Source organism: Halomonas sp. HK25 (genome assembly GCF_047795635.1).
In the GTDB taxonomy this organism is placed as follows: domain Bacteria; phylum Pseudomonadota; class Gammaproteobacteria; order Pseudomonadales; family Halomonadaceae; genus Halomonas.
In genome coordinates this window covers 867,414-893,257 of record NZ_CP181044.1, presented here as the reverse complement: position 1 = coordinate 893,257, position 25,844 = coordinate 867,414, and the positions used below count along the sequence as shown (strand labels likewise).

The window sequence follows — 25,844 nt, the reverse complement described above, 5'->3', positions numbered from 1 at the left end:
GTTCCTCGTCATGTCTGACTCGACTCCTTCCAATGCGACACCAGAAACTCTGTTGGCTGTTCGCATCCTGGGCATTGGTGCATCCGCTGGCGGCCTGGCGCCGCTTGAGGAGTTCCTTGCCAGGATCCCACCTGACAGCCACATGGCCTATGTGGTGGTACAACATCTCGATCCGACCCACAGGGCATTGCTCCCGGAATTACTTCAGCGCGTCACCACGATGTCGGTACGGCAGGCGACTCATGGCATGTCCATCGAGCCTGACTGCGTGTATGTGATTCCACCGAATGCGGAACTCACTGTTGTCGACGGTTTGCTGAGCCTGGCAAAACCCATGGAACCCAGGGGTATGCGCCTGCCTATCAACGTACTGTTTTCATCCCTGGCCCGCGCTCAGGGGGAACAAGCCATCGGGGTGGTGCTCTCTGGCATGGGTTCCGATGGCACCCAGGGCCTGCAGGCGATCAAGGCCGTGGGTGGACTCACAGCGGCACAACAGCCCGATACGGCACAGTTCGACGCGATGCCCAGAAGCGCCATCAACGCAAATTGTGCCGATATCATTGCGCCACCTGGGGACTTGCCCGCCAGCATCCTGACCTGTCTTACCCACGCACCCGCCCATGTCGCATCGGGTGAGCCTTCGGCAGAACCAGAGGCAGAGCCCCGGCTGGAATCAACACCCTTGCAACGCATTTTCCGCCTGCTTCAACAGCGAACCGGACACGATTTCTCCCTCTACAAACACAGTTCCCTGCAGCGCCGCATTGAGCGACGCATGGCGATCCATCGAATCGCTACGCTGACGCATTACGCAGACTTTCTCCAACGCAACCCCCAGGAGATTGACCTGCTATTCAGGGAAGTGCTCATCGGAGTAACCCGTTTTTTCCGTGATACCCAAGTGTGGGAGTATCTAGCGGATACCACTCTGCAGGCGCTTCTGGCGCGGCACGAGCGAGAGCACCAACTGCGTGCCTGGGTGGTCGGCTGCTCCACCGGCGAAGAGGCTTATTCCCTGGCCATGGTCTTTACGGAGGCGCTGGAAGCCCTCCCACGGCCCCATGGCCTTACCCTGCAGATCTTCGCCTCCGACCTGAGCCCAGACGCCATTGCCACTGCTCGCCGCGGCCACTATCCTGTCGATATCGGCAGCCATGTCTCGGCAGAGCGTCTGGCGCGATTTTTCACCGTTCGAGGCAACGGGTACCAGATCAACAGAGAGATCCGCGACCTGGTACTGTTCGCCCAGCAAGATGTCGTACTCGATCCCCCCTTCACTCGCCTGGACATGATTTCCTGCCGTAACCTGCTGATCTACTTTGATCAGAGTCTGCAACGAAAACTCATCCCCCTGTTTCACTACACCCTGCGCGCAGGGGGGATACTGTTGCTAGGTAGCTCAGAGACGGTAGGACGGTACAATCAGCTGTTTGCTCCCCTCGAACCCAAACTGCGACTTTATCTGCGCCAGGATAATGTCCAGAACCGTGATATCCGGTTGCCAGTCAAGTCGCTCCCCCCCCTGGCCAGAACAGCCAAGGAGACACCCGTGTCCCACAGTCACTCCTCCTCCTTCATCCATGACAATCTGCAGTCAGCAGCCGATCAGGTGTTACTGCAGGTCTACGCCCCCGCCGCTGTCGTGGTCAACGATGAGGGTGATATCGTCTATATCAGTGGGAGCACGGGGAAGTACCTGGAGCCTGCCGCCGGCAAGGCCAACTGGAATTTTTACGCCATGGTGCGGGAAGGCTTGAGGACACCCATCGCCAGCGCCCTGCGAAGGGAGGTGAACCAGAGAGAGCCGGAACACTTGCAGAATCTGCGGGTACAACTACCCGGAGGTGCCACGCAGTGCGTCGATGTTACCGTACAGGCGCTTAATAAGCCTACCGCACTGCGTGGCATGAAGATAATCGTGTTCCGCGACATCGGTCCGACCGACAGGGACAAGTCAAAAGCAGCCACGCAACAGTCTCATCACAAGGAACTGCAACAGTACCAGGATGAAATCCAGACGCTAAGGGAGGAAAACAACGCGTCCCAGGAGGAGTTGCAGTCAACCAATGAGGAGTTGCAGTCAACCAATGAGGAGTTGCAGTCAACCAATGAGGAGCTGACCACGTCGAAGGAGGAAATGCAGTCGATGAACGAGGAGCTGCAAACCATAAACGCTGAAATGCAGACCAAGCTCGACGATCTCGCCCTGGCTCAGAGCGATATGCAAAACCTGCTCAATAGCATCGACATCGCCATTGTATTTCTTGACAAGAACCTGAGCGTGCGTCGTTATACCGACAGGGCATCAAAGATCATCAACATCCGTGAAAGCGATGTAGGCCGCCCCCTCAGTGATCTAACAAGCAGTTTACTATATCCGCAACTCAACGAAGACGCGCTTTCTACCCTGAACACCCTATCCTTTTCCGAGAAGCAGATTTCCTCAACCGACGGTCGCTGGTTTACAGTACGAATCATGCCATATCGCCGACTCGACAATGTAATTGATGGCATAGTGATCACCCTCCTCGATATCACAGCAACCAAGCAACTGGAGCAGAACCTGCGCAAGGATCTGAAATCGTAACGTAAAGGCCATGTTTCTGTGTCTGGAAATCAGCCTGGCAGCACGTCGCTTGGATCACACAAGAGGACATCAGGAAATTCTTGTAGGGGAAGATGCTTTACGAAACCATGCGCTAGTCGATCAAGAATTTACCAAGCAGCACAAATCCGACGCCTGCGACCGAAGACGCCACGCCGAGGACAATGAGCCACACTGTGGAGTTAGTGAAGTGACCGGTAACGTACTCAGCCACTTGATCGCCCAAGGCCTGGGATGACTGATACGAAAGAAAATAAGGATAGCCCCAATAACTATCAACAAAGTGCCATGATTCTCTTGCTCGTCATTTTAATATTTTTCTCTTGGTTGAGTTCATTTATCTTTTTTATCAAGAATAACGCTGCCGCATTCAAGCATTTCATCGACCAGTAAGCTCCAGCAAAACCCCATATTACCATCTGCACGAAAGGTCCGGCTAGAATAAATAGTCCGGACCTACCGCGCTCAGTCTCCCGGGAAATTCAATCAGCGAGTGTAGAAGGACTCAACGGTAGAATTCCAGCTGGTGTCAGCCATATTCGGCCATTGGTCCTTGTCGAATCCGGGCGCATCCTTTAAACTGTCGACATCTACGTCAAGAATAAAACGGTTGTTCGCCTCATCGAGCTTCAAGGCCTTCCAGGGAACAGCAAACAGGCGATCACCCATGCCCAGAAAGCCTCCCGACGCCAGGACAGCGTAACGTATCTTTCCCTCGGCTATATCGAGCATGACATCCTGAATCTTGCCAAGCTCTTCATCTTGCATGTTATAGACATCGTCGCCGGTTATCGTGGACGCACTCAACAGTATCGTTCCCGCCTGCATATTATCGGCGGCAGCAAAACTACTATTATTCGTTTGGAAAGTTGAATCGTTCATTTCTTATCCTTCCTGGCATTATCATTGATATCTTTCAACACGGCTCCATCCTTGCCACCCTGCTTCTGGGCGTCACCCTTTTGTTCCGTGCGTTTGTCATCAGACACTTTCTTGGACTTCTCATTACTCGCACTATCTTCGACCTGATTTTTGTTCATAACCTGATCTCCAGATGATTGCTTAACTTGGACTTATTTCTCACCATGAGCTCATGTAAATGCAAGGTGATGTTCTCAAGGTAGTTGTCGCTTTAGGCTTGGTCTGTACGGTGTCCAACGTATTCGGAGTAATTTTTTTCAGACGGGCCGTCGGGTCACTGCTTCACAAGCGGCGATTCTATGTGTGGTAGCGCACCGAAAGTTCGCTCTTTTTATCTTATAATTGAAGGAATGCTAGTAGTAAGCAACTGTTCTGAAGTCCCAAAAGGGGAAAAACAATGAAGATGAAGCTAATTAAGTTTATCATTTCCGCCGCCATTGTCCCGACCTTCGCACTGAGCACGGCCGTCATTGCGGACGACCGCGACGATTTGCACCCATTCGGAGAGCAACGCACCGGCGATCAGCATATCGAAGAGCAGCGTGCCGGGATGGTCGGTAGGCCCTCCGGTACCTTCTACGCCGACAATGTCATCGGCAAGACCGTCAAGCACCGTGGGGCAGATGAGGACGTTGGCGAGATCGAGGATCTGATCATCGGCGAAGACGGCCGCATCATTGGGGTCGTGGTGACGACCGGTGGCTTCCTGGGGCTAGGCGGACAGGACGTTGGACTAGGCTGGGATCACATCGAGCACACCCTGGAAGATGACGAGTCCATGTTCTATACGGATATAGACGAGGAAACGCTCCGTAACTTGCCCGAGTATATGCGAGACTGATTCAACCTACAGCGTGAGGAGGCACGGCGTGCCCCGCTGAATCAATACCGTGATGTGAAGTTTTCGCAACGAGGAGCCGCGTTGGCCAGCAACTTCCGCCCCCCCACTTCCACGGAGTGATCAGCGCGTGCCAGGTACGCACAAAGAGGGAAAAGCAACCCCATGAGTTCCGAGAAGAGAACGCATATAGATTTTGCACCCGGAGAGAAGCTGCTGCTCCGTTATACCATTCTCACCCTCAGCGCCGTCACTCTGGTGAGTACGATCGTGTTCATTATCTGGGTTCTCGGACAAATTCTCTCCGCCCTTCACGCCCTGGTATTTCCCCTAGCCATCGCGGGCGTGATGGCCCTAGTCCTGATTCCGGTCGTGGAACTGTTCGAGCGCCACTTGCGCATGAATCGGCTCGGAGCCGTGGCCTCCCTGTTTGTGATCCTGTTCGGTCTGTTTCTTACGGTAATGATGCTGGTCCTGCCCACGGCCATCTATCAGGGTAGCCAGTTCTTCCAGTCTGTGCCGGCGATAGCTCAGCGCGGACACGAAAGCCTGTCGTTCAGCTTCCCGAAAGCGTTGCCAGTTATTGAAGACGCCATCAGCAGGATGGATATCCAGTCGATCCTCCCGGATGCAGAGGAGGCCGCAGACCGCACCATGAAATATCTCGGCTTCCTGGTGGGTCTCGGTTTCGTTCCCCTCTACCTCTTCTTTGCGCTGCTCTCCGGAAACAGCCTGAAGGAGCATGCTAAGGGCATGTTGTTTCTGTTCTCGCACAAGAGGCAGAACGAGGTTCTTTACATGGGTCAGGTCTTTATCGATTACGTCACCGCCTTCTTCCGAGGGCAGCTGACCATCGCACTGATCATGGGCGTCATGATGGCGTTCGGATTTACCATCATCGGGCTCGAGGCGGCGATTTACATCGGCCTCGCCCTGGGGCTGCTGAACATCGTGCCTTACCTGGGCTTTATTGTCGGCATTGTTACCGTGTTACCCATCGCCTATTTTCAGCCCGACGGGGGCAGCCAGCTCATCATGCTGGTGCTGGCGGTCATCGCGGTCACACAGCTGGTGGAGAGCGTGCTGCTCACACCCAAGATCATGGCAGACCGCTCGGGACTGCATCCGGCCCTGGTCGTGATCTCGATACTGTTTTGGGGGACTGTGCTGGGTGGAGTTGTCGGCATGATCCTTGCCGTTCCCCTGACGGCGTTCCTGCTCACCCTAGGGAAGCATTTGAGAAGCAAGCTACCCACCACGATATTGACTGAAGAACCGGACCGTCTGATACTCACTGATACCTTTGACGACGATGATCGTCAAATCTGACGGGGCATCCTTACCCGCCTTAGCAGCAACACAAGAGGCTACAATCATGATGCAATCAAGCGAGCACGGCACCACCGATCAGGTTGCGGAAAAGGCTCACGAAGCCGTGAACATGGCCGCCAAGACCGCGGGGAAGGCCGAAGAGTACGCCCGGGAGCACGCATCCCACGCCGATGAGCGAATTCGAGAGGTAGCAGCAAATGGGCGCCAGCGGGCCGATGATGTGCTCGAACGCGTGACCAGCTACGTCCGTGAGAAGCCGCTAATGTCTATTGGCATGGCCTTTGTCGCTGGCGTGCTCTACAAGACGCTAACGCGTCGCCGGTAACGCGCGGCATACATAAAGCCACAATCGGTGGCTCGAGGCATCTGTCCTGAGCAAGAGCAGGAACGCGTCTGAAACAATAGAGTGTCAGATGGCGGTGGCATTTACCGACGCCGCCGCCCTGTTTTCTCTGCTACTACATTTTTCCGCAATACCACTCACCATTTAAACATGGCCACGCATCTGGTTGTCAGGCCCGTCATGATCCTAGGGCGTGTTAACACCTACGACAACAAGGCTTCCATTATCAAACATCACACTCAATTCAATTATCACTGCGTAACATTTTCCGCTTTTTATGTAATTAAAAGTTACTAAAAATCAATTAAATAATCTCTCGATTTCGACTTTACTATTTCTTAAATAGTCCTCATATAAACGAAAATTCTATGTACGGTATCGCACCGACAAACTATTTTTTTATGCCCAGTATCAAATAGCGTTTCCGGGGTTCGGGAACAGCTTTCCAGACCCATCAGGGTCCGGTAGACAGACGTGAATCTGTGGAGAAATATCATGAAGAAGCTAACAACATTTATCCTTTCCGCCGCTTTTGTCCCGGCATTGGCACTCAGCACGACGGCCATGGCGGATCAGCATGACGCCATGAAGGCAGACGGCGAGCAGCATGTCGGTGAGCAGGAGATGGGCGAGCAGGAGATGGGCGGCCAGCAGCGTACCGGTGAGAAGCAGATGAGCAGCAAGCCCGCTGGTGCGTTCTATGCCGACGATATCATCGGCAAGAACATCAAACAGCGCAGTTCAGATGAGGAAATTGGCGAGATCCAGGATCTTATCATCGGCGAAGACGGACGTGTCGTAGGCGTCGTGGTGACGACCGGTGCTTTCCTGGGACTCGGCGGTCAGGAGGTTGGCCTGAGCTGGGATGAAGTAGAACACACCGTAGAAGATGACGAATCCATGTTCTACACCAATGTTGACGAGGACACACTGCGTGACTCGCCCAAGTATGAGCGCGATTGATCCTACTCGCAGTCGGGATTGATCCAACCCACAGTCGGGATTGATCCAACCCACAGTCGGCGGGGGCACATCGTGCCCCCGCTGTCTTTTCCCCATTCCCCTAATTTTTCACAGGTCTACGCCAGGCCTCATAACCCTGAAGGCGTCATCTGGGGCGCGTGAGCCGATGTCATGCGGTGCCTCCTTCGGTGATGACCCGACGGTAGAGGCTTCGGTCGGCTAAGTAGCAGCCGCAGGAGACCTCGATCAGCCCCGCCCGGTCCACTATCGTGATAGCCCCACGGTGATAGCTGATCAGGCGGCGCGCCTGAAGCGCCATGGCGGCCAGGGTGATGCCGGCGCGACGGACCCCCAGCATCATGGCCAGGAGCTCGTGGGTGAGATGCATCTGATCCGAGTGCGCACGGTCCTGAGTCATCAGCAGCCAGCGCGCCAGACGTGCCTCGACCTGATGGTAGTGGGTGCATGCCGCCAACCCGGATAGCTGGTGCATGACCACATAGAGATAGCGCTTCAGCAGCGTCTGAAGCGCAGGGCTCTGCACCAGGTGACGACCAAAGACGACCGCCGGCATGCGCAGTGCAGGCCCTGCCCCTTGCACCAGGGCGAGCCAGGGTGACTCATCGACTCCCATTATCAGAGGCGTCCCCAACATCCCTTCACTGCCGACCATCGCCACTTCCAGTTGCTCTCTATCACTCAGGTTGGCAATCTGGGAAACGAAGCTGTCGAGTGGAAAATGGACATACAGGATCCGACTACCGTGTTCGGTAATCACCTCACCGAACACCAGGTCAATGGTCTCACAGTCGGCAAGGAAAGCTTTCCTCTCTTGATGAGGAAATCTGTCGATAAGCCGATTGGTCATCGGACTCGGAAGGGAATGCTTCATCTGCTTGCTCCTGGTTGGCATAGCGGCAATCGATACATGGCAAGCGATCATCAGGCCCGGGCATCGACTTCAGCCAGGATGTCCACGGGGAGTCACCCATGGACCGCTGAGCGAATGCTGACATGCCCACCCTCATGCCATCGGTGCGCCAGCAGACACAGCAAGGGCACGCCATTCTCGAGTCCCCACCCGGTTCAGCTAGGCGTGGAGCCTTCAACCGTGGCGCTGATAGCTGAGCAGGCGGTCATACTCCTTCTTGACGACCTCATAGCATTCACAGACCCTCGCTTCCAGGCCAGGCCTGTCCAGAATAGTGATATGCCCACGATGATAGGAGATCAGGCCGGCTCTTTGCAGCTTGCCGGCCGATTCGGTAACGCCCTCTCGACGGACGCCCAGCATGTTGGCGATCAGTTCCTGGGTCATGACCAGCTCATTGGTCGGCAAGCGATCCAGGCTTAACAACAGCCAGCGACACAGCTGCTGATCCAGGCTGTGATGCCGGTTGCAGACCGCAGTCTGGGCCATCTGTGTGATCAGTGCCTGGGTGTAACGCAGCAGCAGGCGCTGCAGGGGTCCCGCACGGTAGAACTCGGCCTTGATCATCTGCCCTTTGAGGCGATAAGCGCTGCCGGCACTCTGCACGATGGCGCGGCTCGGTGTAGTTTCCCCGCCCATGAAAAGCGAGATGCCGACGATGCCCTCGCTACCGACGACGGCGATCTCGGTCGAATCCCCCTCCTCCATGACGCACAGTAGCGATACGATGCAGTCCAGTGGGAAATAGACATGGCGCATCGTCTTTCCCGACTCGACCAGCGAATCCCCGAGTTTCAGATCAACCCACTCAAGATGGGGTGTAAGGCGCTGGTATTCTTCTTTCGGGAGCGACTCCAAAAGTTGATTCTGGCGAGGATCATGTTTCAAGTTCATCGCTGACACTCCTGTATCGGGCAAGCTCCCCGGGCGTGGGAGACAAGAGAGGCCTTGCCGATGGTGGTCGACGCTACTGGACAGGCGCGGGAGAGTCTCGCATGACCACCCCGGATCATCTCAAGAGACATGCAGTAGACTGCTCCGTAACACCAGAAACCCGGAAACCCTCAAAGCCGTTGAACTTGAAGGGAAATACCTGGATTCGAGGATCGAGAAATGCCATATACTGTATGTTAGCTCGCAAATGATCTCACGCTGCGTACGCTAACGCACGGAACTGATGATGTCACACCCCTACTCTCGCTGGCTACCGTCAAGGCGCTTGCGGGCCAGGTCACGCCGACTCACGAAGGCTAACCCGCAGGCGGAAAAGGAGGTCGACTGATGGCAACGCCAAGATTTCTGATGATCACGTCCCTGTCTCGAGGATTCGAAAGCTTCACCGGGTCACGGGGTTCTTGACTCACCTTGGTGCATACTCCCGAACCGAGGGCATGTGGGACTGCCCGATGCTTCAACAGCGACCTTTCGTCCCCCTGGGCGCGGAAGTGCCGGTGTGGCAAGACGAGACTCAGACAAACGCCTCGAGACGGGATGTCACAGTCGCCCTGAATACCGAGAAGCCATGGGTTCGGGTGGCCCTCAACGCCATTGTCGATGCGGTAATGACCGTCGATCTCCAGGGCACGATCACCTACATGAATCGAGTGGCTGAAGTCCTGACTGGCTGGTCGGAAATCGAGGCAATCGGCCATCCACTTGCCCGAGTGCTTCCTCTTGTCGATGGCAAGTCACAGCCAACCAGCATGACCTCCGGGCAGCGAGCCATCGAAGAGAACAGAGCGGTAGGCCTCTCCCTGGATTGCGCGCTGCTCCGTCAGGATGGCAGCAGGCTCGAGATCGAAGACTCAGCGACGCCCATTCATGACCGGGACGGTCGCATCACCGGTGCCGTGATCGTGTTCCGCGACGCCTCCATGTCGCAGGTCATGCTGGAGAGAATGGCCTACCTGGCGCAGCATGATGCCCTCACCGGCCTGCCCAATCGCGCGCTGATGACAGAGCGGCTCTCTCGAGCCATTGGCCTGGCCCGACGTAATCGACTCATGGTTGCCCTGCTCTATCTGGATCTTGATGCCTTCAAGCCCATCAACGACAAGCTTGGTCATGCCGTGGGTGACAGCCTGCTCCAGGCGGTTGCGAGTCGTCTTCGGGACTGCATGCGCGACATCGATACCGTCTGCCGTCAGGGTGGCGACGAATTCGTGATCCTGCTTGCCCAGATCAGGAAACCCGAAGATGCCACCAGGGTCGCGGAAAAGCTGCTTGTCGTCCTGAGCATGCCGTACTGTATTCAGGGTCAAGTACTCCACATTACGCTGAGCATCGGCATCAGCCTCTATCCGGATGATGCCGACGATGCCGATACCCTCATGCATAACGCCGACATCGCCATGTACCATACCAAACGGAATGGCCGAAATGGGCACCACTGCTTCGCTGCCGAAATGAATCCTCAGTCCATCCAGCGCAGGCGGACCGAGCCGGGTGTGCATCGGCCCCACCACCCGTCGCAACGCAGTTTCGACTTCTAGCTGAATGTACGCCAACGCACAGAGAGGAAGCCAGCCAGGAGATATCTTCTTGCCAGTGGGGCAAGGAATGCTCGTACAGGGAGTTGCGCTACGCGTCGTACGGAAAGCGACGCCATCATGTCACGAACCATCCCGCCGCATCCTGAAACAGACAATGCGCAACAAGAGGTACACGTCATGAACAATATCGTCTATATCGTAGGTGCAATCGTCATCGTGCTGGTGGTTCTTTCCGTTCTCGGTCTTCGCTGAGACATTCGTTGAGACAGGAGGGGAGCGAGTCGAGAGGCAAGGCTGAGCACGGTGAGTCCCTCTGAGGGTGCAAGGCAACAGATGACGCCCACGCTCAATGGAGATTCCCTGTGATCATCATCAAAGGACTCGTGTTCCTGCTCCTCCTTTTCAGTCATATCGGGCTGGCCAGCGCGGATTACGCCGCGGCCATGCACCACTACGAACGGAAGGAGTTCCGCCAGGTACTGCAGGTATTCGGTGAAGCAGCCAGAAACGGTGATGACGATGCTCGATACATGTTGGGCCGCTTTCACGAGGCCGGCAGCGGTACACCCCAGGACTTCGTGCAGGCTCACCAGTGGTACAACCTGGCCGGGGCACGGGGTCACCGCCATGTTGCCGAGGCCCGCGCCGCCTGCTGAGCCTAAGCAGAACTCATAAGCATAACGAAAAAAAGCGCCGCTGCTTCCTTGGGAGCGGCGGCGCTTTTCTTTATGACTGGTGGGTCGTGTAGGATTCGAACCTACGACCAATTGGTTAAAAGCCAACTGCTCTACCAACTGAGCTAACGACCCGGTGCTTGCGAACAAGCCTGCCTGCAGGTCCGGATGGTGGGTCGTGTAGGATTCGAACCTACGACCAATTGGTTAAAAGCCAACTGCTCTACCAACTGAGCTAACGACCCCTCCGAACGGGAGCAAATATTACTGATTTCCCCCCTGACTGGCAAGGACTTTTTTGCCCTTTGTCGCAGACGCCGATCAGGAGCGGGTCCTGGTCTTGGGCTTGCGCATGGCCTGCACCGGCTTGCGTTTGTGCTTGTCGCGGTTCCAGCGGTTCTTCTCGTCCGGGGTCAGGTCCGGCACCTTGCGCGAATCCAGCCCGGCCAGCTCGGCCAGGTCATCGACCTCGTCCTGGGAGAGCTCCAGCCACTCGCCCGCCTTGGCCCGCTTGTCGAGGAAGATGTTGCCGTAGCGCACCCGCTTGAGGCGGCTGACGGTGAGCCCCTGGGACTCCCACAGGCGACGCACCTCGCGATTGCGCCCCTCCTGGATGACCACATGGAACCAGGTATTGATGCCCTCGCCGCCGAACTCCTGCACGTCGGTGAAGCTCGCCGGGCCGTCATCGAGCATCACGCCCTCGACCATGGCGACCACGTTCTGGCGGGTCACCTGTCCCATGACGCGCACCGCATACTCGCGCTCCACCTGGGTGGAGGGGTGCATCAGCCGGTTGGCCAGTTCACCGTCGGTGGTGAACAGCAGCAGGCCGCTGGTGTTGATGTCGAGGCGGCCGATGGCGATCCAGCGCTCGCCCTTGAGGCGCGGCAGACGGTCGAAGACGGTGCGGCGGCCCTCCGGGTCCTTGCGAGTGCACAGCTCGCCCTCGGGCTTGTTGTACATGATGACCCGCCGCGGCACCTCGTCGGCGCCGCGCAGGGTCACCGGTCGGTTGTCGAAGAGTACCCTGTCGCGCATCTCGATACGGTCGCCCAGGGTAGCCACCTGGCCGTTGACCTTGACCCGGCCATCGGCGATGGCGGCTTCCATCTCGCGGCGGGAGCCGAGCCCGGCCCGGGCCAGGACCTTCTGAAGTTTTTCGCTGGTAGTGCTCATGAGTCGTTCTCACTGGGTGTGGATTCCGCCCCCGGGGCAGCGTCATCATCGACGCGGCTCCGGGCACGTTCGGCCAGGCGAGCCTCGAGTTCGGCGAAGCTCAGCCCGGACCGCTCTGACGCCGTCCCGGCGTGTTCATCGTCGGCCATCCCGGCCGTCGCTTCCGGAGTGCCGGCCTCGGCCCACGCCTCCGGGGGTATCTCGTTCTGCTGTGCGTCATCGGCCGCCTCTCCCGGCGCCTCGTCGGCCTGGGCCAGCAGGTCGAACTGGGGCGGCGGCGGGGCATCGTCCGCGAAGGCCGGCTCCTCGAACGTCTTGAGCTCGTGCATCGGCGGCAGCTCATCGAGGGTCTTCAGGCCGAAGTCGTCGAGGAAGCTACGCGTGGTGGCATAGACCGCCGGGCGGCCCGGCACGTCGCGATGGCCCACCACGCGGATCCAGCCGCGCTCCAGCAGGGTGCGCATGATCGAACCACTCACCGTGACCCCGCGCACCTCCTCGATGTCGCCGCGGGTCACCGGTTGGCGGTAGGCGATCAGCGCCAGGGTCTCGAGCAGCGCCCGGGAGTAGCGCTGGGGACGCTCGTCCCACAGCCGCGAGATCCAGGCCGAGAGCCGCGGACGGATACGCAGCTGGTAGCCGGAGGCGGTCTCGAGCAGCTCCATGGCGCCGCGCTCGTGGCGCAGGCCAAGGCGCTCGAGTGCCTCGCGCAGGGCGCGCCTGGGCGGCCGCTCGTGGTCGTCGAAGAGCCCCTCGAGGCGCTCCAGCGACAGCGGCTCGCCGGCGGCAAGCAGCGCCGCCTCCAGGATCTCGTCCAGGGCCTCGGGATACGCCATGGCGGTCATGGCCGCCCTCCCTCATCATCGTCCGCGAAGGCGCTCTCGCCCTCCGCCTCCAGGTCGCCCCGTTCACCCGCCTCGCCCTCCTCCAGCGGCGCGCGGGCGCGCACGTGGATCGGCGAGAGCGGGGCATTCTGCACGATCTCGATCATCGCCTCCTTGGCGAGCTCGAGGATCGCCATGAAGGTGACGATCACACCCGCCCGGCCCTCCTCCAGGCTGAACAGCGCCTCGAAGGGGGTGAAGTGGTCGTGGGCGAGCCGCTCCATGATGGCCAGCATGCGCTCCCGGGTCGAGAGCACCTCGCGGCTGATCTGGTGGGTCTGGGTCAGCTCGGCCCGCCGCAGGATGCCGGCCAGGGCGCCGAGCAGCTCACTCAGCTCCACCTCGGGGTGGATCACTCGGCTCTCCAGCGGCGGCAGCGCCGCTTTCGCCGGAAACCAGTCGCGGCCCAGGCGCGGCAGCTCGGCCAGCGCCTCGGCGGCATTCTTGAGGCGCTCGTACTCCTGCAGGCGGCGGATCAGCTCGGCCCGCGGGTCCGCCTCCTCGTCGTCGCCACCCTCCTTGGGGGGGCGGGGCAGCAGGGTCCGAGACTTGATCTCGGCCAGCATCGCCGCCATCAGCAGGTACTCCCCGGCCAGTTCGATCTCCATGGCCTTCATCAGCTCCACGTACTCGATGTACTGGCGGGTGATGGCGGCCACGTCGATGGCCAGGATATCGAGATTCTGGCGGCGGATCAGGTAGAGCAGCAGGTCCAGGGGCCCCTCGAAGGCCTCCAGGAAGACCCGCAGCGCCTCCGGCGGGATATAGAGATCCTCCGGCAGCTCGGTGATCGGCTCGTCGAACAGCCGCCCGAGCACCGCGGCCTGCTGGGCCGCGGCGGCGCTCTGCTCGGGGCTGGCGGTATCGGGGGTGGCGCTCACACGGCGTGCCTCTCCGGGGGACGCGGAATCAACGGGGCAGTCTAGCAAGAGCGCGCCCCAGGAGACAGCACCAGCGCCCTACTCCGCCGCTTCGGCGCGGCGATAGCGCCCGGTATAGTCGAAGAGCTTCTCGCGTACCTGCCAGCGACCCCCCACCTTGCGGCCCACCACGAAGTCGGGGTGGCGCAGGCGGCGCTGCTCGACGATCACCTCCTCGGGCGTGGCGGGACGGAACGGCACGCCCGGCGCGCGCAGATGATCGCGCAGGAAGGCCGCGGCGAACGCGCCTCGCTGGGCAGGGGTCTCCAGGGCGAACCACTCGGCGAGCGTGGTGCCATCCTCGTCATGATAGGTGACCTTGAGGCGCGGCATGCCGCGGCCGTTGACGGTGGCCTCCAGCTGCATGCCGGCCACCCGCAGCACCCGGGCGTCGCGCAGGCGCAGCGCCTCCTTGAGCTTGTCATCGGCGTCCACCAGCAGGGTCTCGCAGCCGTGGCAGCGCCGGGCGGCGATATCGTTCTCGGCGCCGCAATCGCCACACACCTTGAAGCGAAAACGAAAGTCGCACTGCTCCATCGCCGACGTTGGTGGTTTTGACCTAGCTCCTTGCGTGCGGGTCGGGGCGTGATAGTCGGAGCTCGAATTTACGCTTTTCGCGCGGGGTCGGGCGCGATTAGAAAGAACAAGCCCCTGGCAACGGCGGCCGAAGTGCTCGATCACCACGTCGCCGTCGCGCTTGCCCCAGAAGAGGTTGGCGTGGCCGCAGGCCGGGCACTCGACCTGCACCGGCTCGCTGTCCGAGTCGGGCTTTGGCGAGCCCACCTCCGGCGCATAGAGGTCCCAAGGGTTGCCGGCGTAGTCGAGGACCAGGCAGTCGGCCTTGCCCGGGGAGAGACGCAGGCCGCGGCCGACGATCTGCTGGTAGAGACTGACCGACTCGGTGGGGCGCAGGATGGCGATCAGGTCCACGTGGGGTGCGTCGAAGCCGGTGGTGAGCACCGCCACATTGACCAGGTACTTGAGCTCACGGGCCTTGAAGGCACCGATGAGCCGTTCGCGCTCGGCGGAGGGCGTCTCGCCGGTGACCAGCGCCGCTTCGCCCGCCGGCAGATAGCCGAGAATCTCCTCGGCATGGGCGACGCTGGCCGCGAACAGCATCACTCCCTGGCGGTCGGCGGCGCGCGCCACCACCTCGGCGATGATCCCCGGGGTAGCGCGGTGACCGGCCACCACCCGGTTGAGCTCTTCCTCGCGGAACAGGCCGCTGGCCCCCGGCGTCAGCGCCGAGAAATCGTAGCGCAACTCTTGCCCGTCCTTGAAAAGGGCAGCGTCGATCCGCACCGGTTGTGCCAGGTAGCCCTGCTTGACCATCAGCCGCAACGGCTGCTCGAAGACGCAGTCGGCGAAGAAGCAGTCCGCCTCACCGCGCACCATGCCGTGATGGTGGCGATGATAGATGAACCCCTGGCCCAGCCGGTAGGGGGTCGCGGTCAGCCCCAGCACCTTCAGCCGCGGATTGGTCGCGCGCAGATGGTCGATCACCCGACGGTAGCTGGCGTCCTCGGCCGGCGATACCCGGTGGCATTCATCGATCACCAGCAGGGTGAAGGGGCCACGCGGATGGTCCGGCGCGGCGAAGCGGTCGAGGTGGCGCACCACCGACTGCACCGAGCCGAACACCACCTGGCGGCCGCTCTCCTTGCGCCCCAGGCCGGCGCTGAAGATATCGGCCGTCAGGCCGTAGGCGAGGTACTTGGCGTGGTTCTGCTCCACCAGCTCGCGCACGTGGGCCAGTACCAGCACCCGGCCCCGGGCCAGGCGCGCCAGTTCGGCGATCACCAGCGACTTGCCGCTGCCGGTGGGCAGCACCACCACGGCGGGGTCGTCCGAGCCGCGAAAGTGCGTCACCACCCGGCGCACCGCCTCCTGCTGATAGAGGCGCAGTGAGGGAGGCGCGGAAGGAGGCATGGGTGTGGCGGAGGCAGGCATGCAGATTCCGGGATGACGAGACGGGGCGCCCATCTTAGCGAGACATCGTGCCGTCGTCAGGGCCTCAGGTGAAGCGCGGCGGACGGCCCGCCAGTTTTTCGACCAGGCAGTCAGGAAACCGACGACATTGCCTACTGGCCGCGTATGAGATCGACGCTCCGCGGATTCAACTGTCAGAAACTTGATCCGGGTCATGCCGGACGTCGCTTACTTGCTGGAGCATTCACTTCGCGCCCCCCAGCAGAGGAGACCGCCATGACTACAATTCCAACAAGCGCCACCCCCCGCCTGCTACCCGAGGAGCTCCTGGCCCTCGCTGGCGATCATGAACGCACCGAACTCGAGCGCTACCGCGACCTCGCCTTCCGCTTCCTTGCCTTCAGCAGCGCCGCCAGCCGGCTGATGGCCGCCCTGGGCATCGAGTGCGAGATGCGCCTCTCGGGCCTGCTCCGGGCCGCACGCCGCCTCGGCCTGGAGGAGCCCCGCGCCGGCGGGGCCATACAACCTGCCGCGCCGGCTGTTACTGCACCGGGCCTGATCAGCAGCCTGGCAATGGCGCGAGGCGCCCTGTCAAAGGCCATGACCGACGCCGCCGCCTCCCAGCGGCTCTATGTGCGGCTCGGCGAGTTGGGCGCGGGCTGCTCTCTGGGGCACGAATTCGTCGCCATTGCCCGCCAGAAGCAGGCAGAGCTAGCCATCCTGCGCGAGCATTGCCTCGAGAGCGGCGCCTGGCAGCTGGAACGCCGCCGCGCCTGACCGGCGACGCACCACGGACCCTGATCGACGGGAGGCGGCCCGAAGGCCGCCTCCCGAATCGTCTGCCGTAGGCGTCTTGTGCTTCAGTCCACCCAGACTCTGGCGTTGCGGAACAGACGCAGCCAGGCGCCGTCCTGGGTCCACTGTGCCGGACGCCAGGAGTTGGTCACCGCGCGAACCACCCGCTCGGGGTGCGGCATCATGATGGTGGCGCGGCCATCAGGCGTGGTCAGGCCGGTGATGCCGGAGGGCGAACCGTTGGGGTTGGCCGGGTAGCGGGTGGTGGTCTGGCCGTAGTTGTCCAGGAAGCGCAGCGCCACCTGGCCATTGCCCTGCATGCTGCGCAGGTGGGCGCTGTCGCGGAACTCGGCGCGGCCCTCGCCGTGGGCCACGGCGATAGGCAGGCGCGAGCCCTCCATGCCGGCCAGCAGGATCGAGGGGCTCTTCTCCACCTGAACCATGGCGACGCGTGCCTCGAATTGTTCCGACTCATTGCGTACGAAGCGCGGCCAGGCCTCGGCGCCGGGGATCAGCTCCTTGAGCTGGGCCAGCATCTGGCAGCCGTTGCAGACCCCCAGCGAGAAGCTCTCCTCGCGGGCGAAGAAGGCCGCGAACTGCTCCCGGGCGCGCTCGTTGAACAGCACGGACTTGGCCCAGCCGCCGCCGGCGCCCAGCACGTCGCCGTAGGAGAAGCCGCCGCAGGCCACCAGGCCCTTGAACGCCTCCAGAGACACACGCCCCTCCAGGATATCGCTCATATGCACGTCGACGGCCTCGAAGCCGGCGCGGTCGAAGGCCCACGCCATCTCCACCTGGCCGTTGACACCCTGCTCGCGCAGCACCGCCACCGACGGACGCCCCAGATTCAGATAGGGCGCGCTGACATCCTCGTTCACGTCGAAGCTGGGTGTGGCGGAGAGGCCCGGGTCTCGGTCGTCGAGCAGGTCGTCGAACTCGCTCTTGGCGCACTCGGGGTTGTCACGCAGCGCCTGCATCCGGTAGCTGGTCTCGCTCCAGGTGCGCTGAGCCATCAGCCGGGTGGTCTCGAGCAGCGGCTCCTCGAAGAGGGTGACGCGCACCTGGTCGTCGTAGCGCGGCCGGGCGATGACGCCACAGGTCTCGAGGCCGGCAGCAGCAAACTGAGCCAGCACCGCCTCGGTATCCCGGCGGTTGACCTGGATCACCGCACCCAACTCCTCGGCGAACAGGCCATTCACCGCCTCGGCGGGCTCGTCGACCAGCCAGTCGAGCTTGATCTCCAGGCCGGCATGGGCGGCGAAGGCCATCTCCAGCAGGGTCACCAGCAGGCCGCCGTCGCTGCGGTCGTGGTAGGCCAGCAGTTTGCCTTCGGCATTGAGCCCCTGGATCACCGCGAAGAAGGCCTTGAGGTCCTCCGGGTCCTCCAGGTCGGGGCAGGTGTCCCCCACCTGGCCATAGACCTGGGCCAGGGCCGAGCCGCCCAGGCGGTTTTTGCCGCCGCCCAGGTCGATCAGGATCAAGTCGGACTCGTCCTGCTCCAGGTTGATCTGGGGCGTCAGGGTGCGCATGGCATCCGTGACCGGCGCGAAGCCGGTGATCACCAGCGACAGCGGCGAGGTGACGCTCTTCTCCTCGCGCTCGCCCCTGGCGTTCTCCTCCTGCCAGGCGGTGCGCATGGACATGGAGTCCTTGCCCACCGGAATGGCGATGCCCAGCGCCGGGCAGAGCTCCATGCCCACGGCGTGCACGGCGTCATACAGTGCCTGATTCTCGCCCGGATGGTCGGCCGCGCTCATCCAGTTGGCGGAGAGCTTGATGTCGGAAAGCTTCTCGATGGGCGCCGCGGCCAGGTTGGTGATCGCCTCGGCCACCGCCAGGCGGGTGCTGGCGGCCGGGTCGATCAGGGCCACCGGAGGACGCTCACCCATGGCCATGGCCTCGCCGGCATGGGTGTCGAAGCTCGCGGTGGTCACGGCGACGTCGGCCACCGGCACCTGCCAGGGGCCGACCATCTGGTCGCGAGCCACCTGACCGGTGATGGAGCGGTCGCCGATGGTGACCAGGAAGCTCTTGGCGGCCACGGCGGGCAGGCGCAACACCCGGTCCATGGCCTCGCGCAGATCGAGGTTGTCGAGCATGATGCCGGACAGCACGCTGGGCGCACGGTGGAACTCGCGGGTCATCTTCGGCGGCTTGCCGAACAGCACGCTCATCGGCAGGTCGACCGGCAGGCTCTCGAAGTGGTCGTCGCGCACGGTCAGGTGGTGCGCCTCGATGGCCTCGCCAACCACGGCGTAGGGGCAGCGTTCGCGCCGGCACAGGGCGTCGAAGGTGTCGAGGTCCTCCGCCGCCACCGCCAGCACGTAACGCTCCTGGGCCTCGTTGCACCAGATCTCGAGCGGGCTCATGCCCGGCTCGGCGTTGGGCACCGCGCGCAGGTCGAACAGGCCGCCGCGCTCGCCGTCCTTGACCAGCTCCGGCAGGGCGTTGGAGAGCCCGCCGGCGCCCACATCGTGGAAGAAGCGGATGGGATTGTCCTCGCCCAGCGCCCAGCAGCGGTCGATCACCTCCTGGACGCGACGCTCGATCTCGGGGTTGCCGCGCTGCACCGAGGCGAAATCCAGATCGGCGCTGGAGGTGCCGGAGGCCATGGAGGAGGCCGCGCCGCCGCCCAGGCCGATCAGCATGGCCGGGCCGCCCATCACGATCAGCTTGCCGCCCACCGGGATCTCGCCCTTCTGGACGTGGCCGTCGCGGATGTTGCCGTAGCCGCCGGCGAGCATGATCGGTTTGTGGAAGCCGCGGCGCTCGATGCCATTGGCGCCCAGGGCGTCCTGCTCGTAGGTGCGGAAGTAGCCGGCGAGGTTGGGCCGCCCGAACTCGTTGTTGAAGGCCGCGCCACCGATGGGGCCTTCGAGCATGATGTCCAGTGCTCTGACGATGCGCTCCGGCTTACCGTAGTCGAAGGTCTCCCAAGGCTGCACGAATTCGGGAATGCGCAGATTGGAGACGCTGAAGCCGGTGAGGCCCGCCTTGGGCTTGCCGCCGATGCCGGTGGCACCCTCGTCGCGGATCTCGCCTCCGGCGCCGGTGGCCGCGCCCGGATGGGGTGCAATCGCCGTGGGGTGGTTGTGGGTCTCCACCTTCATCAGGATCTGGATCGGCTCCCGGGCGCTGCCATAGACGGCACGCTCGTCATTCCCGCCGGTGAGCGGCGCCGGAAAGAAGCGCGGCGCCTCACTGCCCCGGATCACCGCGGCGTTGTCGCTGTAGGCGGAGAGGATGTCCCCGGGTGAGGCCTGGTAGGTATTCTTGATCATCTTGAACAGTGAGTGGCTCTGGGCCTCGCCGTCAATCACCCAATCGGCGTTGAAGATCTTGTGGCGGCAGTGCTCGGAGTTGGCCTGGGCGAACATCATCAGCTCGACGTCCGTGGGGTTGCGACCCAGCTCCTGGAAGGCCCCCACCAGGTAGTCGATCTCGTCCTCGGCCAGTGCCAGGCCCAGCGCGACGTTGGCGGCGGCCAAAGCCTCGCGGCCGCCCTCAACGATATCGACGCTGCCCAGCGGCGCCGGCTCGTGGTGGGCGAAGAGCTGCGCCGCGTCGGAGGCATCGGCCAGTACCGTCTCGGTCATGCGGTCGTGGAGGGTGGCGCGGATCCCCTCGAAGGCCTTCTTCGAGAGCATGCCCTTGAGCCTGACCCGGTAGGCGATGCCGCGCTCGAGGCGGCGCACCTGACCCAGGCCGCAGTTGCGGGCGATGTCGGTGGCCTTGGAGGACCAGGGCGACTGGGTGCCGATGCGCGGCACCACCAGGAACAGCCGGCCCTCGGCGCCTCGCTCCGCCTGGCTACCCTGCACCTGGGAATCCTGAACCTGGGAATCCTGAACGTGAGAACCCTGAACGTGAGAACCATAGTCAAGCAGTTGCTCCAGCACGGCCAGATCGTCGGCGGACAGTTCGCCATCGTGGTCGACGAAGTGCACGTACTCCGCCTGCAGCGACTCGACGTCGGCCGCCGCCTCGCGCAGGGCGGCCAGCAGCTTGGCATGACGGAAAGCGGAGAGGGCGGGGGCGCCGCGCAGTTCGAGCATATCCTGGAGCCTCTGGAAATCATCAAGGACGGGGGCCGCAGCCAGCGGCGGAAAGCGCACATGATACTGGAAAGCGCCGGTGGCGAGAAATCGCACGGATGACAGCCACGCCGCGGCTGGTTATGGTGAAGGGTCGTCACCGCCAGCCGTACTCCGCATGCCACCGACCCCGAACCTTCAGCTCTTGCACCGCTGGCGCCGCCGCCCTGCCCTGCCCGCCCTGGGCCTGGCCGCGGCGCTTGGCCTGAGCCTGTGGCCCGGGCACTCGGGAGCACCCGACGGCCGGCATCTGGAGGAGATCCTGGCCCGGGAATTCCTCCAGATGCACACCCGCAACACCCCCACCACCTACTATGAGGGACGCGAGGGCCCCACCGGCTTCGAGTACGAGCTGGCACGCCGCTTCGCCGCCCACCTGGGGGTGAGCCTGGCGCTGCGTGCGGATCATCACATCGCCAGCGTGCTCGACGCCGTGCGCCGGGAGGGCGACCTGGGTGCCGCCGCCCTGCCGCTGGCCCCGGACATCGACGGCGTGATCTTCAGCCGGCCGATCCTCGCGCTGCAGCCGGTGGTGGTCTACCGTCGCGGCCTGGCACCGGTAACCGGCCCGGATCGGCTGGCAGGCCTTTCCCTGGGCACCCTGGCCGGCGCCGGCACCGACCAGGGGCTCCGCGAGCTCAAGGCGGACTATCCGGCGCTCACCTGGCTGGAGTCGGATGAGTTGGAAGTGGCCGAGCTGCTGCGCCTGATCGAGGATGAGCGCCTCGATGCCGCGGTGATCTTCGAGCACCAGTTCCGCCTCAACCGGATGTTCTTCCCGGGGGTGGAGCGCGGCTTTCCCCTGGGCAAGCCACTGAGCATGGCCTGGGCCTTCCCCGCCAAGGGCGGCCTGGCGCTGGCGGAGGCGGCCAATGGCTTTCTGCAGACGCTGCGCGACGAAGGCGCGCTCGACGCCCTGATCACCCGCTACTTCGGCCACGACGACTACCTGGAGTACGTGGGCGCGCGCACCTTTATCCAGCATGTCCACGCCCGCCTGCCGACCTATACCGAGCTGTTCCGCGAAGCCGCACGCCAGACCGGCTTCGACTGGAAGCTGCTGGCGGCGGTGGGCTATCAGGAGTCCCACTGGGACCCCGAGGCCACTTCCCCCACCGGGGTGCGCGGGCTCATGATGCTGACCCTGCCCACCGCGGGCGACCTGGGGGTGAGCGACCGCCTGGACCCGGTCCAGAGCATCGACGGCGGCGCCCGCTACCTGCGCGAGATAAAGGATCGGCTGCCCGAGTCGATAAATGATGAAGACCGCCTGTTCATGGCCATGGCCGCCTACAACGTGGGGCTCGGCCATCTCTATGATGCCCGCCGCATCACCGAAAGCCGCGGCGGCGACCCGGATCGCTGGGCGGACGTGCGTGAATCGCTGCCGCTGCTGCAGGAGCGCGAGTGGCACAGCCAGACCCGCCACGGCTATGCTCGGGGCGGCGAGCCGGTGATCTACGTGCGCAACATCCGCCGCTACCACGAGATATTGAGCTACGTGGATCGCAGCCAGCAGCAGTTCTACCTGCTTAACGCCCGGCTGCCCGACCCGGAAGAGAGCCATGACGTCATACTATTTCCCGCGCTTGACCAGTGAGCGCCCGGTAAGCGTCTGGGCCATCACGGCCAGCCTGGTGTCGCTGACGGGGGCACTGATCGCCCTGTCCCTGGCCGCTTTCGGCCTGTATGGCTCACTTCCCGCCGCCGTGCTGCTGGCCATCGCAGCGCTGGGCCAGCTGGCCTGGTATCGCCTGGGACCGGCCTCCTCCCAGGCCCTGCTGTGGCCGGCCATGGGGCTCCTGGCCCTGTGCCTGGTCAGCTATCTGCTGCCGGAACACTGGCTGCCCCATGCCGCCTGGGACCACCTGGCCGGCCGACTTCTGGCGGGCAGCCTGCTGGTGGATTGGCGCCCGCCACTGCTGCTGTCGCTGTGCCTGACCGCCCTGCTGCTCAGCCTGATGGTTCGCACCCGCGCCAGCCTCGGCGCCCCCATGCTGCTGAGTATCGCGGCGCTGCTGCTGCTGGCCCAGGCAGTCGAGGCGTTGCACTCGGCGCCCGGCCTGTTGCCGCTGCGGGGCAGCTGGCTCGAACAGGCCACCCTGCTGACCCTGCTGCTGGGCCAGGTGGTCGGTGTCACCGGCGCCTGGAAGCAGCAGTCCTTCCGATTGAGCCGCGCCCTGTGGCCTGGGCTGGGCCTGGCCGTGCTGAGCCTGCTCTTCTGGCATCACCAGAAGGACCTTAGTGAACGCCAGCTCGCCGATCGCATCGACCAGCAGCACGTCCAGATGGCGGAAAGCCTCTCCCGGGAGATCCAGGACCACCTCGCCGCCATGCGGCGATTTGCCAACGTCTGGCGCCTCGTGACCACCTCGCCCGGCTCGACCGACTGGGCCACCCAGGCGGCCCAATACCAGCGTGACTTCCGCTACTTCCTCAACATCGCCTACATCGACACCTCAAGCCGCATTCAGCTCGTGCACCCGCCGAATGCGCTGAACCTGCAGGTTCTCGGTTCACGGCTCTTCGAGGATCAACCCGCCGGCCGCGAGGCGGTCACGCGTGCCCTGCGCGAGGGTACCGAGGGGCGTACCGATATCATCGAACTGCTGCAGGGTGGCCCGGGGGTCATCCACTACCTGCCGGTCTTCCTCGCCGCCGAGTCACGCCCTACCGGCGCCGTGGCCATGGCGGTGAGCCTGCCGGTCCTGGCAGACACGCTGTTTGCCGCCAGCGACCCCGAGGCCCTGCAGCTCAGCCTGTACCATGGCAGTGAGCGCCTCGCCCATCGGCCCGCCGAGGCCCGACTGGGTCCCTGGCAGCTGGAGGCCGAGCTGGACCTCTCCGGCATCCCTCTGCGGCTGCTCGCCGAACCCACCCTCGCGCGACTGCTGAGCGACCTGCCGCGCCAGCCGGTGGTGAGTCTGACCGTGGGCCTGCTGCTCGCCCAGCTGCTCTATCTGGTGCTCTTCTCCCAGCAGCAGATGGTCAACCAGCATCGAGCGGTGCGACGCACCAACCATGAGCTCCGCCGCGAGATACGCAAGCGCACCCGGCTGCAGCAGGAGGTCGAATGGCTGGCCGGCCACGATGAGCTGACCGGTCTGCCCAACCGGCGTACCTTCCTGCAGGCGCTGCGCGCCCATGACCCACGCCAACCCATCAGCGTGCTGCTCTGCGACATCGACCATTTCAAGAAGATCAACGACCGCCTCGGGCACCTGGAGGGCGACCGCTACCTGACCGAGGTCGGTTGCCTCGGCAGCGAGGTGGTGGAGCCGGCCGGCGGACTCTTCGCCCGACTGGGCGGCGAGGAGTTCGTGGCCAGCCTGCCAGGCCGAGGGGCCGGAGAGGCCATGCGGATCGCCGAAGCGCTGCGCACGGCCATCGCCACCCGCGGCCTGATCCACGCCGATGGCACCCCGCTCACCATCAGCATCGGCGTCGCGACAGGCGCCCCCGGCCCCCTGCGGGTCGACGACCTGCTGAATGCCGCCGACGAGGCCCTGTACTGCGCCAAGGCCGACGGCCGGAACCAGGCCAGGCTTTCGGGCTGATTCACTCGCCGCGCCGGGCGGTGAAGAACTCTTGGAGCAGCCGCGAGGCGCGGGCGGCCAGCACGCCGCCGACCACCTCGACCCGATGGTTGTACCAGGGCTGGGCGAAGAGGTTGGCCTTCGACTCCACCATGCCGGTGTGCGGCTCGGCGGCGCCATAGACCACCCGCGCCAGGCGGGCGTGGATGATCGCGCCGGTGCACATCAGGCAGGGCTCCAGGGTCACGTAGAGGGTGCAGCCGTCGAGACGGTAGTTGCCGAGCCGCGCGCCGGCATCGCGCAGGGCGCGGATCTCCGCATGGGCGCTGGGATCATGACCGGCGACGGGAGCGTTGTAGCCGGCACCGATAATCTCGCCTTCGGCATCCACCACCACCGCACCCACCGGCACCTCTCTGGCGGCAAGGCCGAGTCGGGCCTGGTCCAGCGCCCGGTGCATGTAGAACTCATCGCTGCGCAACGCCCTCGACTCCCTGTAGACTGGGATGAAACATCTGTATGAGTGGCCCAGCGAGGCCACGACGGCCCCCCGGAGACTGCGCCCATGCCCACCCCCCTCGACACCCTGGTAGGTCTGCTGGCCCTCGAGCCCCTGGAGGAGGCCCTGTTCCGCGGCGCCAGCCAGGACCTTGGGCTGCCCCAGCTGTTCGGCGGCCAGGTGCTGGGGCAGGCGCTGTCGGCGGCCAGCCAGACGGTGGCGGTGGAGCGCCGCGCCCATTCGCTGCATGGCTACTTCCTGCGCCCGGGCGACCCCCACCGCCCGGTAGTCTATCAGGTGGATGCCGTGCGCGACGGCGGCAGCTTCACCACCCGCCGAGTCACCGCCATCCAGAAGGGCCGGCCGATCTTCTTCTGCAGCGCCTCCTTCCACGGCGAGGAGCCCGGCCTCGAACACCAGACTGCCATGCCCGAGGTGGGATCCCCCGAGCGCCTCGCCGAGCAAGGCGCGCGGCTGGTGCGCTTCGACAGCCACCCCATCGAGTTCCTGCTGGCTGGCGAGGAGAGCCAGCCCGGACAGCCGGCCCACAAGCGCGTCTGGTTCCGTCTGGCGGGCGAGTTGCCCGACGACCCGGCCCTGCATCGCCACCTGCTGGCCTACAGTTCCGACTTCAACCTGCTGACCACGGCCCTGGTGCCCCATGGGCTCGACTACCGCGACCCCACGCTGCAGATCGCCAGCCTCGACCACGCGCTGTGGTTTCACCACGATGTCCGGGTCAACGACTGGCTGCTCTACGACATGGACAGCCCCTGGGCCGGCGGTGCCCGCGGCTTCACCCGCGGCAGCATCTACGACCGCCACGGGCGCCTGGTCGCCTCCTCCGCCCAGGAAGGGCTCACCCGGCTGCGAGCGGCCACTCAGGACTAGCCTCGGCAGCCATGG

Annotated in this window: 22 protein-coding genes, 2 tRNA genes and 1 pseudogene; 12 read left to right on the top strand and 13 right to left on the bottom strand. The window is 63.2% G+C overall.

Annotated features, from left to right (window positions below; translation table 11 throughout):
- Nucleotides 1–10 precede the first annotated feature (10 nt).
- Nucleotides 11–2,590 carry a chemotaxis protein CheB gene (locus ACM26W_RS04390; protein WP_416139642.1) on the top strand — a complete coding sequence of 860 codons (2,580 nt, stop codon included), beginning with the start codon at nt 11–13 and terminating at the stop codon, nt 2,588–2,590.
- 112 nt (nt 2,591–2,702) lie between these two features.
- On the opposite strand, the pseudogene ACM26W_RS04385 reads toward ACM26W_RS04390, so the two are convergent.
- The 3 genes and pseudogenes from ACM26W_RS04385 to ACM26W_RS04375 all read right to left on the bottom strand — a co-directional run.
- Nucleotides 2,703–2,849 (bottom strand): annotated as a pseudogene (locus ACM26W_RS04385) (DUF3185 family protein); the annotation flags it as partial.
- A gap of 245 nt (nt 2,850–3,094) precedes the next feature.
- Nucleotides 3,095–3,490: a PRC-barrel domain-containing protein gene (locus tag ACM26W_RS04380; protein ID WP_416139641.1), complete on the bottom strand. Its 396-nt coding sequence runs from the start codon at nt 3,488–3,490 to the stop codon at nt 3,095–3,097.
- Nucleotides 3,487–3,648, bottom strand: a complete 162-nt coding sequence (locus tag ACM26W_RS04375) for a hypothetical protein (RefSeq protein ID WP_416139640.1) — start codon at nt 3,646–3,648, stop codon at nt 3,487–3,489. The genes ACM26W_RS04380 and ACM26W_RS04375 overlap by 4 nt, the downstream gene beginning before the upstream one ends.
- Nucleotides 3,649–3,926: 278 nt before the next feature.
- Here ACM26W_RS04375 and ACM26W_RS04370 point away from each other — a divergent pair, with 278 nt between their 5' ends.
- From ACM26W_RS04370 to ACM26W_RS04355, 4 genes are all read left to right on the top strand, one after another.
- Entirely contained in the window at nt 3,927–4,370 is a 444-nt protein-coding gene (locus tag ACM26W_RS04370; RefSeq protein ID WP_416139639.1) for a PRC-barrel domain-containing protein, read from the top strand.
- 162 nt (nt 4,371–4,532) lie between these two features.
- A complete protein-coding gene (locus ACM26W_RS04365; protein WP_416139638.1) occupies nt 4,533–5,696 on the top strand; it encodes an AI-2E family transporter in 1,164 nt (387 codons plus the stop codon).
- A gap of 46 nt (nt 5,697–5,742) precedes the next feature.
- On the top strand, nt 5,743–6,024 hold the full coding sequence (locus ACM26W_RS04360; RefSeq protein ID WP_416139637.1) for a DUF883 family protein: 282 nt from the start codon (nt 5,743–5,745) through the stop codon (nt 6,022–6,024).
- 513 nt (nt 6,025–6,537) lie between these two features.
- Nucleotides 6,538–7,005 carry a PRC-barrel domain-containing protein gene (locus ACM26W_RS04355; protein WP_416139636.1) on the top strand — a complete coding sequence of 156 codons (468 nt, stop codon included), beginning with the start codon at nt 6,538–6,540 and terminating at the stop codon, nt 7,003–7,005.
- Between the two features lie 169 nt (nt 7,006–7,174).
- Here ACM26W_RS04355 and ACM26W_RS04350 read toward each other — a convergent pair whose 3' ends face one another.
- A complete protein-coding gene (locus ACM26W_RS04350) occupies nt 7,175–7,897 on the bottom strand; it encodes a Crp/Fnr family transcriptional regulator (protein WP_416139635.1) in 723 nt (240 codons plus the stop codon).
- Nucleotides 7,898–8,110: 213 nt separating this feature from the next.
- Nucleotides 8,111–8,830 (bottom strand): Crp/Fnr family transcriptional regulator, encoded by a 720-nt coding sequence (locus ACM26W_RS04345; protein ID WP_416139634.1) that lies wholly within the window; start codon nt 8,828–8,830, stop codon nt 8,111–8,113.
- Between the two features lie 512 nt (nt 8,831–9,342).
- Between ACM26W_RS04345 and ACM26W_RS04340 the strand changes: the two genes are divergently transcribed.
- The 3 genes from ACM26W_RS04340 (at nt 9,343) to ACM26W_RS04330 (ending at nt 11,084) form a co-directional block, all read left to right on the top strand.
- Nucleotides 9,343–10,428, top strand: a complete 1,086-nt coding sequence (locus ACM26W_RS04340; RefSeq protein WP_416139633.1) for a diguanylate cyclase domain-containing protein — start codon at nt 9,343–9,345, stop codon at nt 10,426–10,428.
- Between the two features lie 117 nt (nt 10,429–10,545).
- Nucleotides 10,546–10,680: a hypothetical protein gene (locus tag ACM26W_RS04335; RefSeq protein WP_416139632.1), complete on the top strand. Its 135-nt coding sequence runs from the start codon at nt 10,546–10,548 to the stop codon at nt 10,678–10,680.
- Nucleotides 10,681–10,790: 110 nt separating this feature from the next.
- On the top strand, nt 10,791–11,084 hold the full coding sequence (locus ACM26W_RS04330) for a hypothetical protein (protein ID WP_416139631.1): 294 nt from the start codon (nt 10,791–10,793) through the stop codon (nt 11,082–11,084).
- 77 nt (nt 11,085–11,161) lie between these two features.
- On the opposite strand, the gene ACM26W_RS04325 is transcribed toward ACM26W_RS04330, so the two are convergent.
- The 6 genes from ACM26W_RS04325 to ACM26W_RS04300 form a co-directional block, all read right to left on the bottom strand.
- Nucleotides 11,162–11,237 (bottom strand) — tRNA-Lys (locus tag ACM26W_RS04325).
- A gap of 34 nt (nt 11,238–11,271) precedes the next feature.
- Nucleotides 11,272–11,347: transfer RNA gene (locus ACM26W_RS04320), tRNA-Lys, on the bottom strand.
- A 76-nt stretch (nt 11,348–11,423) separates the two neighbouring features.
- Nucleotides 11,424–12,281 (bottom strand): 23S rRNA pseudouridine(2605) synthase RluB, encoded by an 858-nt coding sequence (rluB, locus tag ACM26W_RS04315; protein ID WP_416139630.1) that lies wholly within the window; start codon nt 12,279–12,281, stop codon nt 11,424–11,426.
- Nucleotides 12,278–13,126 carry an SMC-Scp complex subunit ScpB gene (scpB, locus tag ACM26W_RS04310; RefSeq protein ID WP_416139629.1) on the bottom strand — a complete coding sequence of 283 codons (849 nt, stop codon included), beginning with the start codon at nt 13,124–13,126 and terminating at the stop codon, nt 12,278–12,280. The genes rluB and scpB overlap by 4 nt, the downstream gene beginning before the upstream one ends.
- The gene (locus tag ACM26W_RS04305; protein ID WP_416139628.1) at nt 13,123–14,046 is read right to left on the bottom strand and encodes a segregation and condensation protein A; all 924 of its coding nucleotides are present in this window, start codon (nt 14,044–14,046) and stop codon (nt 13,123–13,125) included. The genes scpB and ACM26W_RS04305 overlap by 4 nt, the downstream gene beginning before the upstream one ends.
- Nucleotides 14,047–14,124: 78 nt before the next feature.
- Complete coding sequence (locus tag ACM26W_RS04300) at nt 14,125–16,014, bottom strand: DEAD/DEAH box helicase family protein (protein WP_416140813.1); 1,890 nt, start codon at nt 16,012–16,014, stop codon at nt 14,125–14,127.
- 276 nt (nt 16,015–16,290) lie between these two features.
- On the opposite strand from ACM26W_RS04300, the gene ACM26W_RS04295 reads away from it, so the two are divergent.
- Nucleotides 16,291–16,791: a hypothetical protein gene (locus tag ACM26W_RS04295; protein WP_416139627.1), complete on the top strand. Its 501-nt coding sequence runs from the start codon at nt 16,291–16,293 to the stop codon at nt 16,789–16,791.
- Nucleotides 16,792–16,874: 83 nt separating this feature from the next.
- On the opposite strand, the gene purL is transcribed toward ACM26W_RS04295, so the two are convergent.
- A complete protein-coding gene (gene purL / locus ACM26W_RS04290; RefSeq protein ID WP_416139626.1) occupies nt 16,875–20,864 on the bottom strand; it encodes a phosphoribosylformylglycinamidine synthase in 3,990 nt (1,329 codons plus the stop codon).
- A gap of 157 nt (nt 20,865–21,021) precedes the next feature.
- Between purL and mltF the strand changes: the two genes are divergently transcribed.
- Both mltF and ACM26W_RS04280 read left to right on the top strand, forming a co-directional pair.
- On the top strand, nt 21,022–22,503 hold the full coding sequence (mltF, locus tag ACM26W_RS04285) for a membrane-bound lytic murein transglycosylase MltF (protein WP_416139625.1): 1,482 nt from the start codon (nt 21,022–21,024) through the stop codon (nt 22,501–22,503).
- The gene (locus tag ACM26W_RS04280; RefSeq protein ID WP_416139624.1) at nt 22,469–24,460 is read left to right on the top strand and encodes a diguanylate cyclase domain-containing protein; all 1,992 of its coding nucleotides are present in this window, start codon (nt 22,469–22,471) and stop codon (nt 24,458–24,460) included. The genes mltF and ACM26W_RS04280 overlap by 35 nt, the downstream gene beginning before the upstream one ends.
- A 1-nt stretch (nt 24,461) precedes the next feature.
- Here ACM26W_RS04280 and tadA read toward each other — a convergent pair whose 3' ends face one another.
- Nucleotides 24,462–24,920, bottom strand: a complete 459-nt coding sequence (gene tadA, locus ACM26W_RS04275; RefSeq protein WP_416139623.1) for a tRNA adenosine(34) deaminase TadA — start codon at nt 24,918–24,920, stop codon at nt 24,462–24,464.
- An 84-nt stretch (nt 24,921–25,004) separates the two neighbouring features.
- On the opposite strand from tadA, the gene ACM26W_RS04270 reads away from it, so the two are divergent.
- Nucleotides 25,005–25,829 (top strand): acyl-CoA thioesterase, encoded by an 825-nt coding sequence (locus ACM26W_RS04270; protein WP_416139622.1) that lies wholly within the window; start codon nt 25,005–25,007, stop codon nt 25,827–25,829.
- The last annotated feature ends 15 nt before the right edge of the window (nt 25,830–25,844 follow it).

Bases quoted from the DNA above. Each gene is read 5' to 3' on its own strand.
- ACM26W_RS04270 (WP_416139622.1), top strand. From the start codon at position 25,005: ATGCCCACCCCCCTCGACACCCTGGTAGGTCTGCTGGCCCTCGAGCCC.
- ACM26W_RS04335 (WP_416139632.1), top strand. From the start codon at position 10,546: ATGTCACGAACCATCCCGCCGCATCCTGAAACAGACAATGCGCAACAA.
- ACM26W_RS04390 (WP_416139642.1), top strand. From the start codon at position 11: ATGTCTGACTCGACTCCTTCCAATGCGACACCAGAAACTCTGTTGGCT.
- ACM26W_RS04375 (WP_416139640.1), bottom strand. From the start codon at position 3,648: ATGAACAAAAATCAGGTCGAAGATAGTGCGAGTAATGAGAAGTCCAAG.
- ACM26W_RS04355 (WP_416139636.1), top strand. From the start codon at position 6,538: ATGAAGAAGCTAACAACATTTATCCTTTCCGCCGCTTTTGTCCCGGCA.
- mltF (WP_416139625.1), top strand. From the start codon at position 21,022: ATGCCACCGACCCCGAACCTTCAGCTCTTGCACCGCTGGCGCCGCCGC.
- ACM26W_RS04360 (WP_416139637.1), top strand. From the start codon at position 5,743: ATGATGCAATCAAGCGAGCACGGCACCACCGATCAGGTTGCGGAAAAG.
- ACM26W_RS04380 (WP_416139641.1), bottom strand. From the start codon at position 3,490: ATGAACGATTCAACTTTCCAAACGAATAATAGTAGTTTTGCTGCCGCC.
- scpB (WP_416139629.1), bottom strand. From the start codon at position 13,126: ATGACCGCCATGGCGTATCCCGAGGCCCTGGACGAGATCCTGGAGGCG.
- ACM26W_RS04365 (WP_416139638.1), top strand. From the start codon at position 4,533: ATGAGTTCCGAGAAGAGAACGCATATAGATTTTGCACCCGGAGAGAAG.
- rluB (WP_416139630.1), bottom strand. From the start codon at position 12,281: ATGAGCACTACCAGCGAAAAACTTCAGAAGGTCCTGGCCCGGGCCGGG.
- ACM26W_RS04295 (WP_416139627.1), top strand. From the start codon at position 16,291: ATGACTACAATTCCAACAAGCGCCACCCCCCGCCTGCTACCCGAGGAG.
- ACM26W_RS04350 (WP_416139635.1), bottom strand. From the start codon at position 7,897: ATGAAGCATTCCCTTCCGAGTCCGATGACCAATCGGCTTATCGACAGA.
- ACM26W_RS04280 (WP_416139624.1), top strand. From the start codon at position 22,469: ATGACGTCATACTATTTCCCGCGCTTGACCAGTGAGCGCCCGGTAAGC.
- ACM26W_RS04300 (WP_416140813.1), bottom strand. From the start codon at position 16,014: ATGCCTCCTTCCGCGCCTCCCTCACTGCGCCTCTATCAGCAGGAGGCG.
- purL (WP_416139626.1), bottom strand. From the start codon at position 20,864: ATGCTCGAACTGCGCGGCGCCCCCGCCCTCTCCGCTTTCCGTCATGCC.
- ACM26W_RS04340 (WP_416139633.1), top strand. From the start codon at position 9,343: ATGCTTCAACAGCGACCTTTCGTCCCCCTGGGCGCGGAAGTGCCGGTG.
- ACM26W_RS04370 (WP_416139639.1), top strand. From the start codon at position 3,927: ATGAAGATGAAGCTAATTAAGTTTATCATTTCCGCCGCCATTGTCCCG.
- ACM26W_RS04345 (WP_416139634.1), bottom strand. From the start codon at position 8,830: ATGAACTTGAAACATGATCCTCGCCAGAATCAACTTTTGGAGTCGCTC.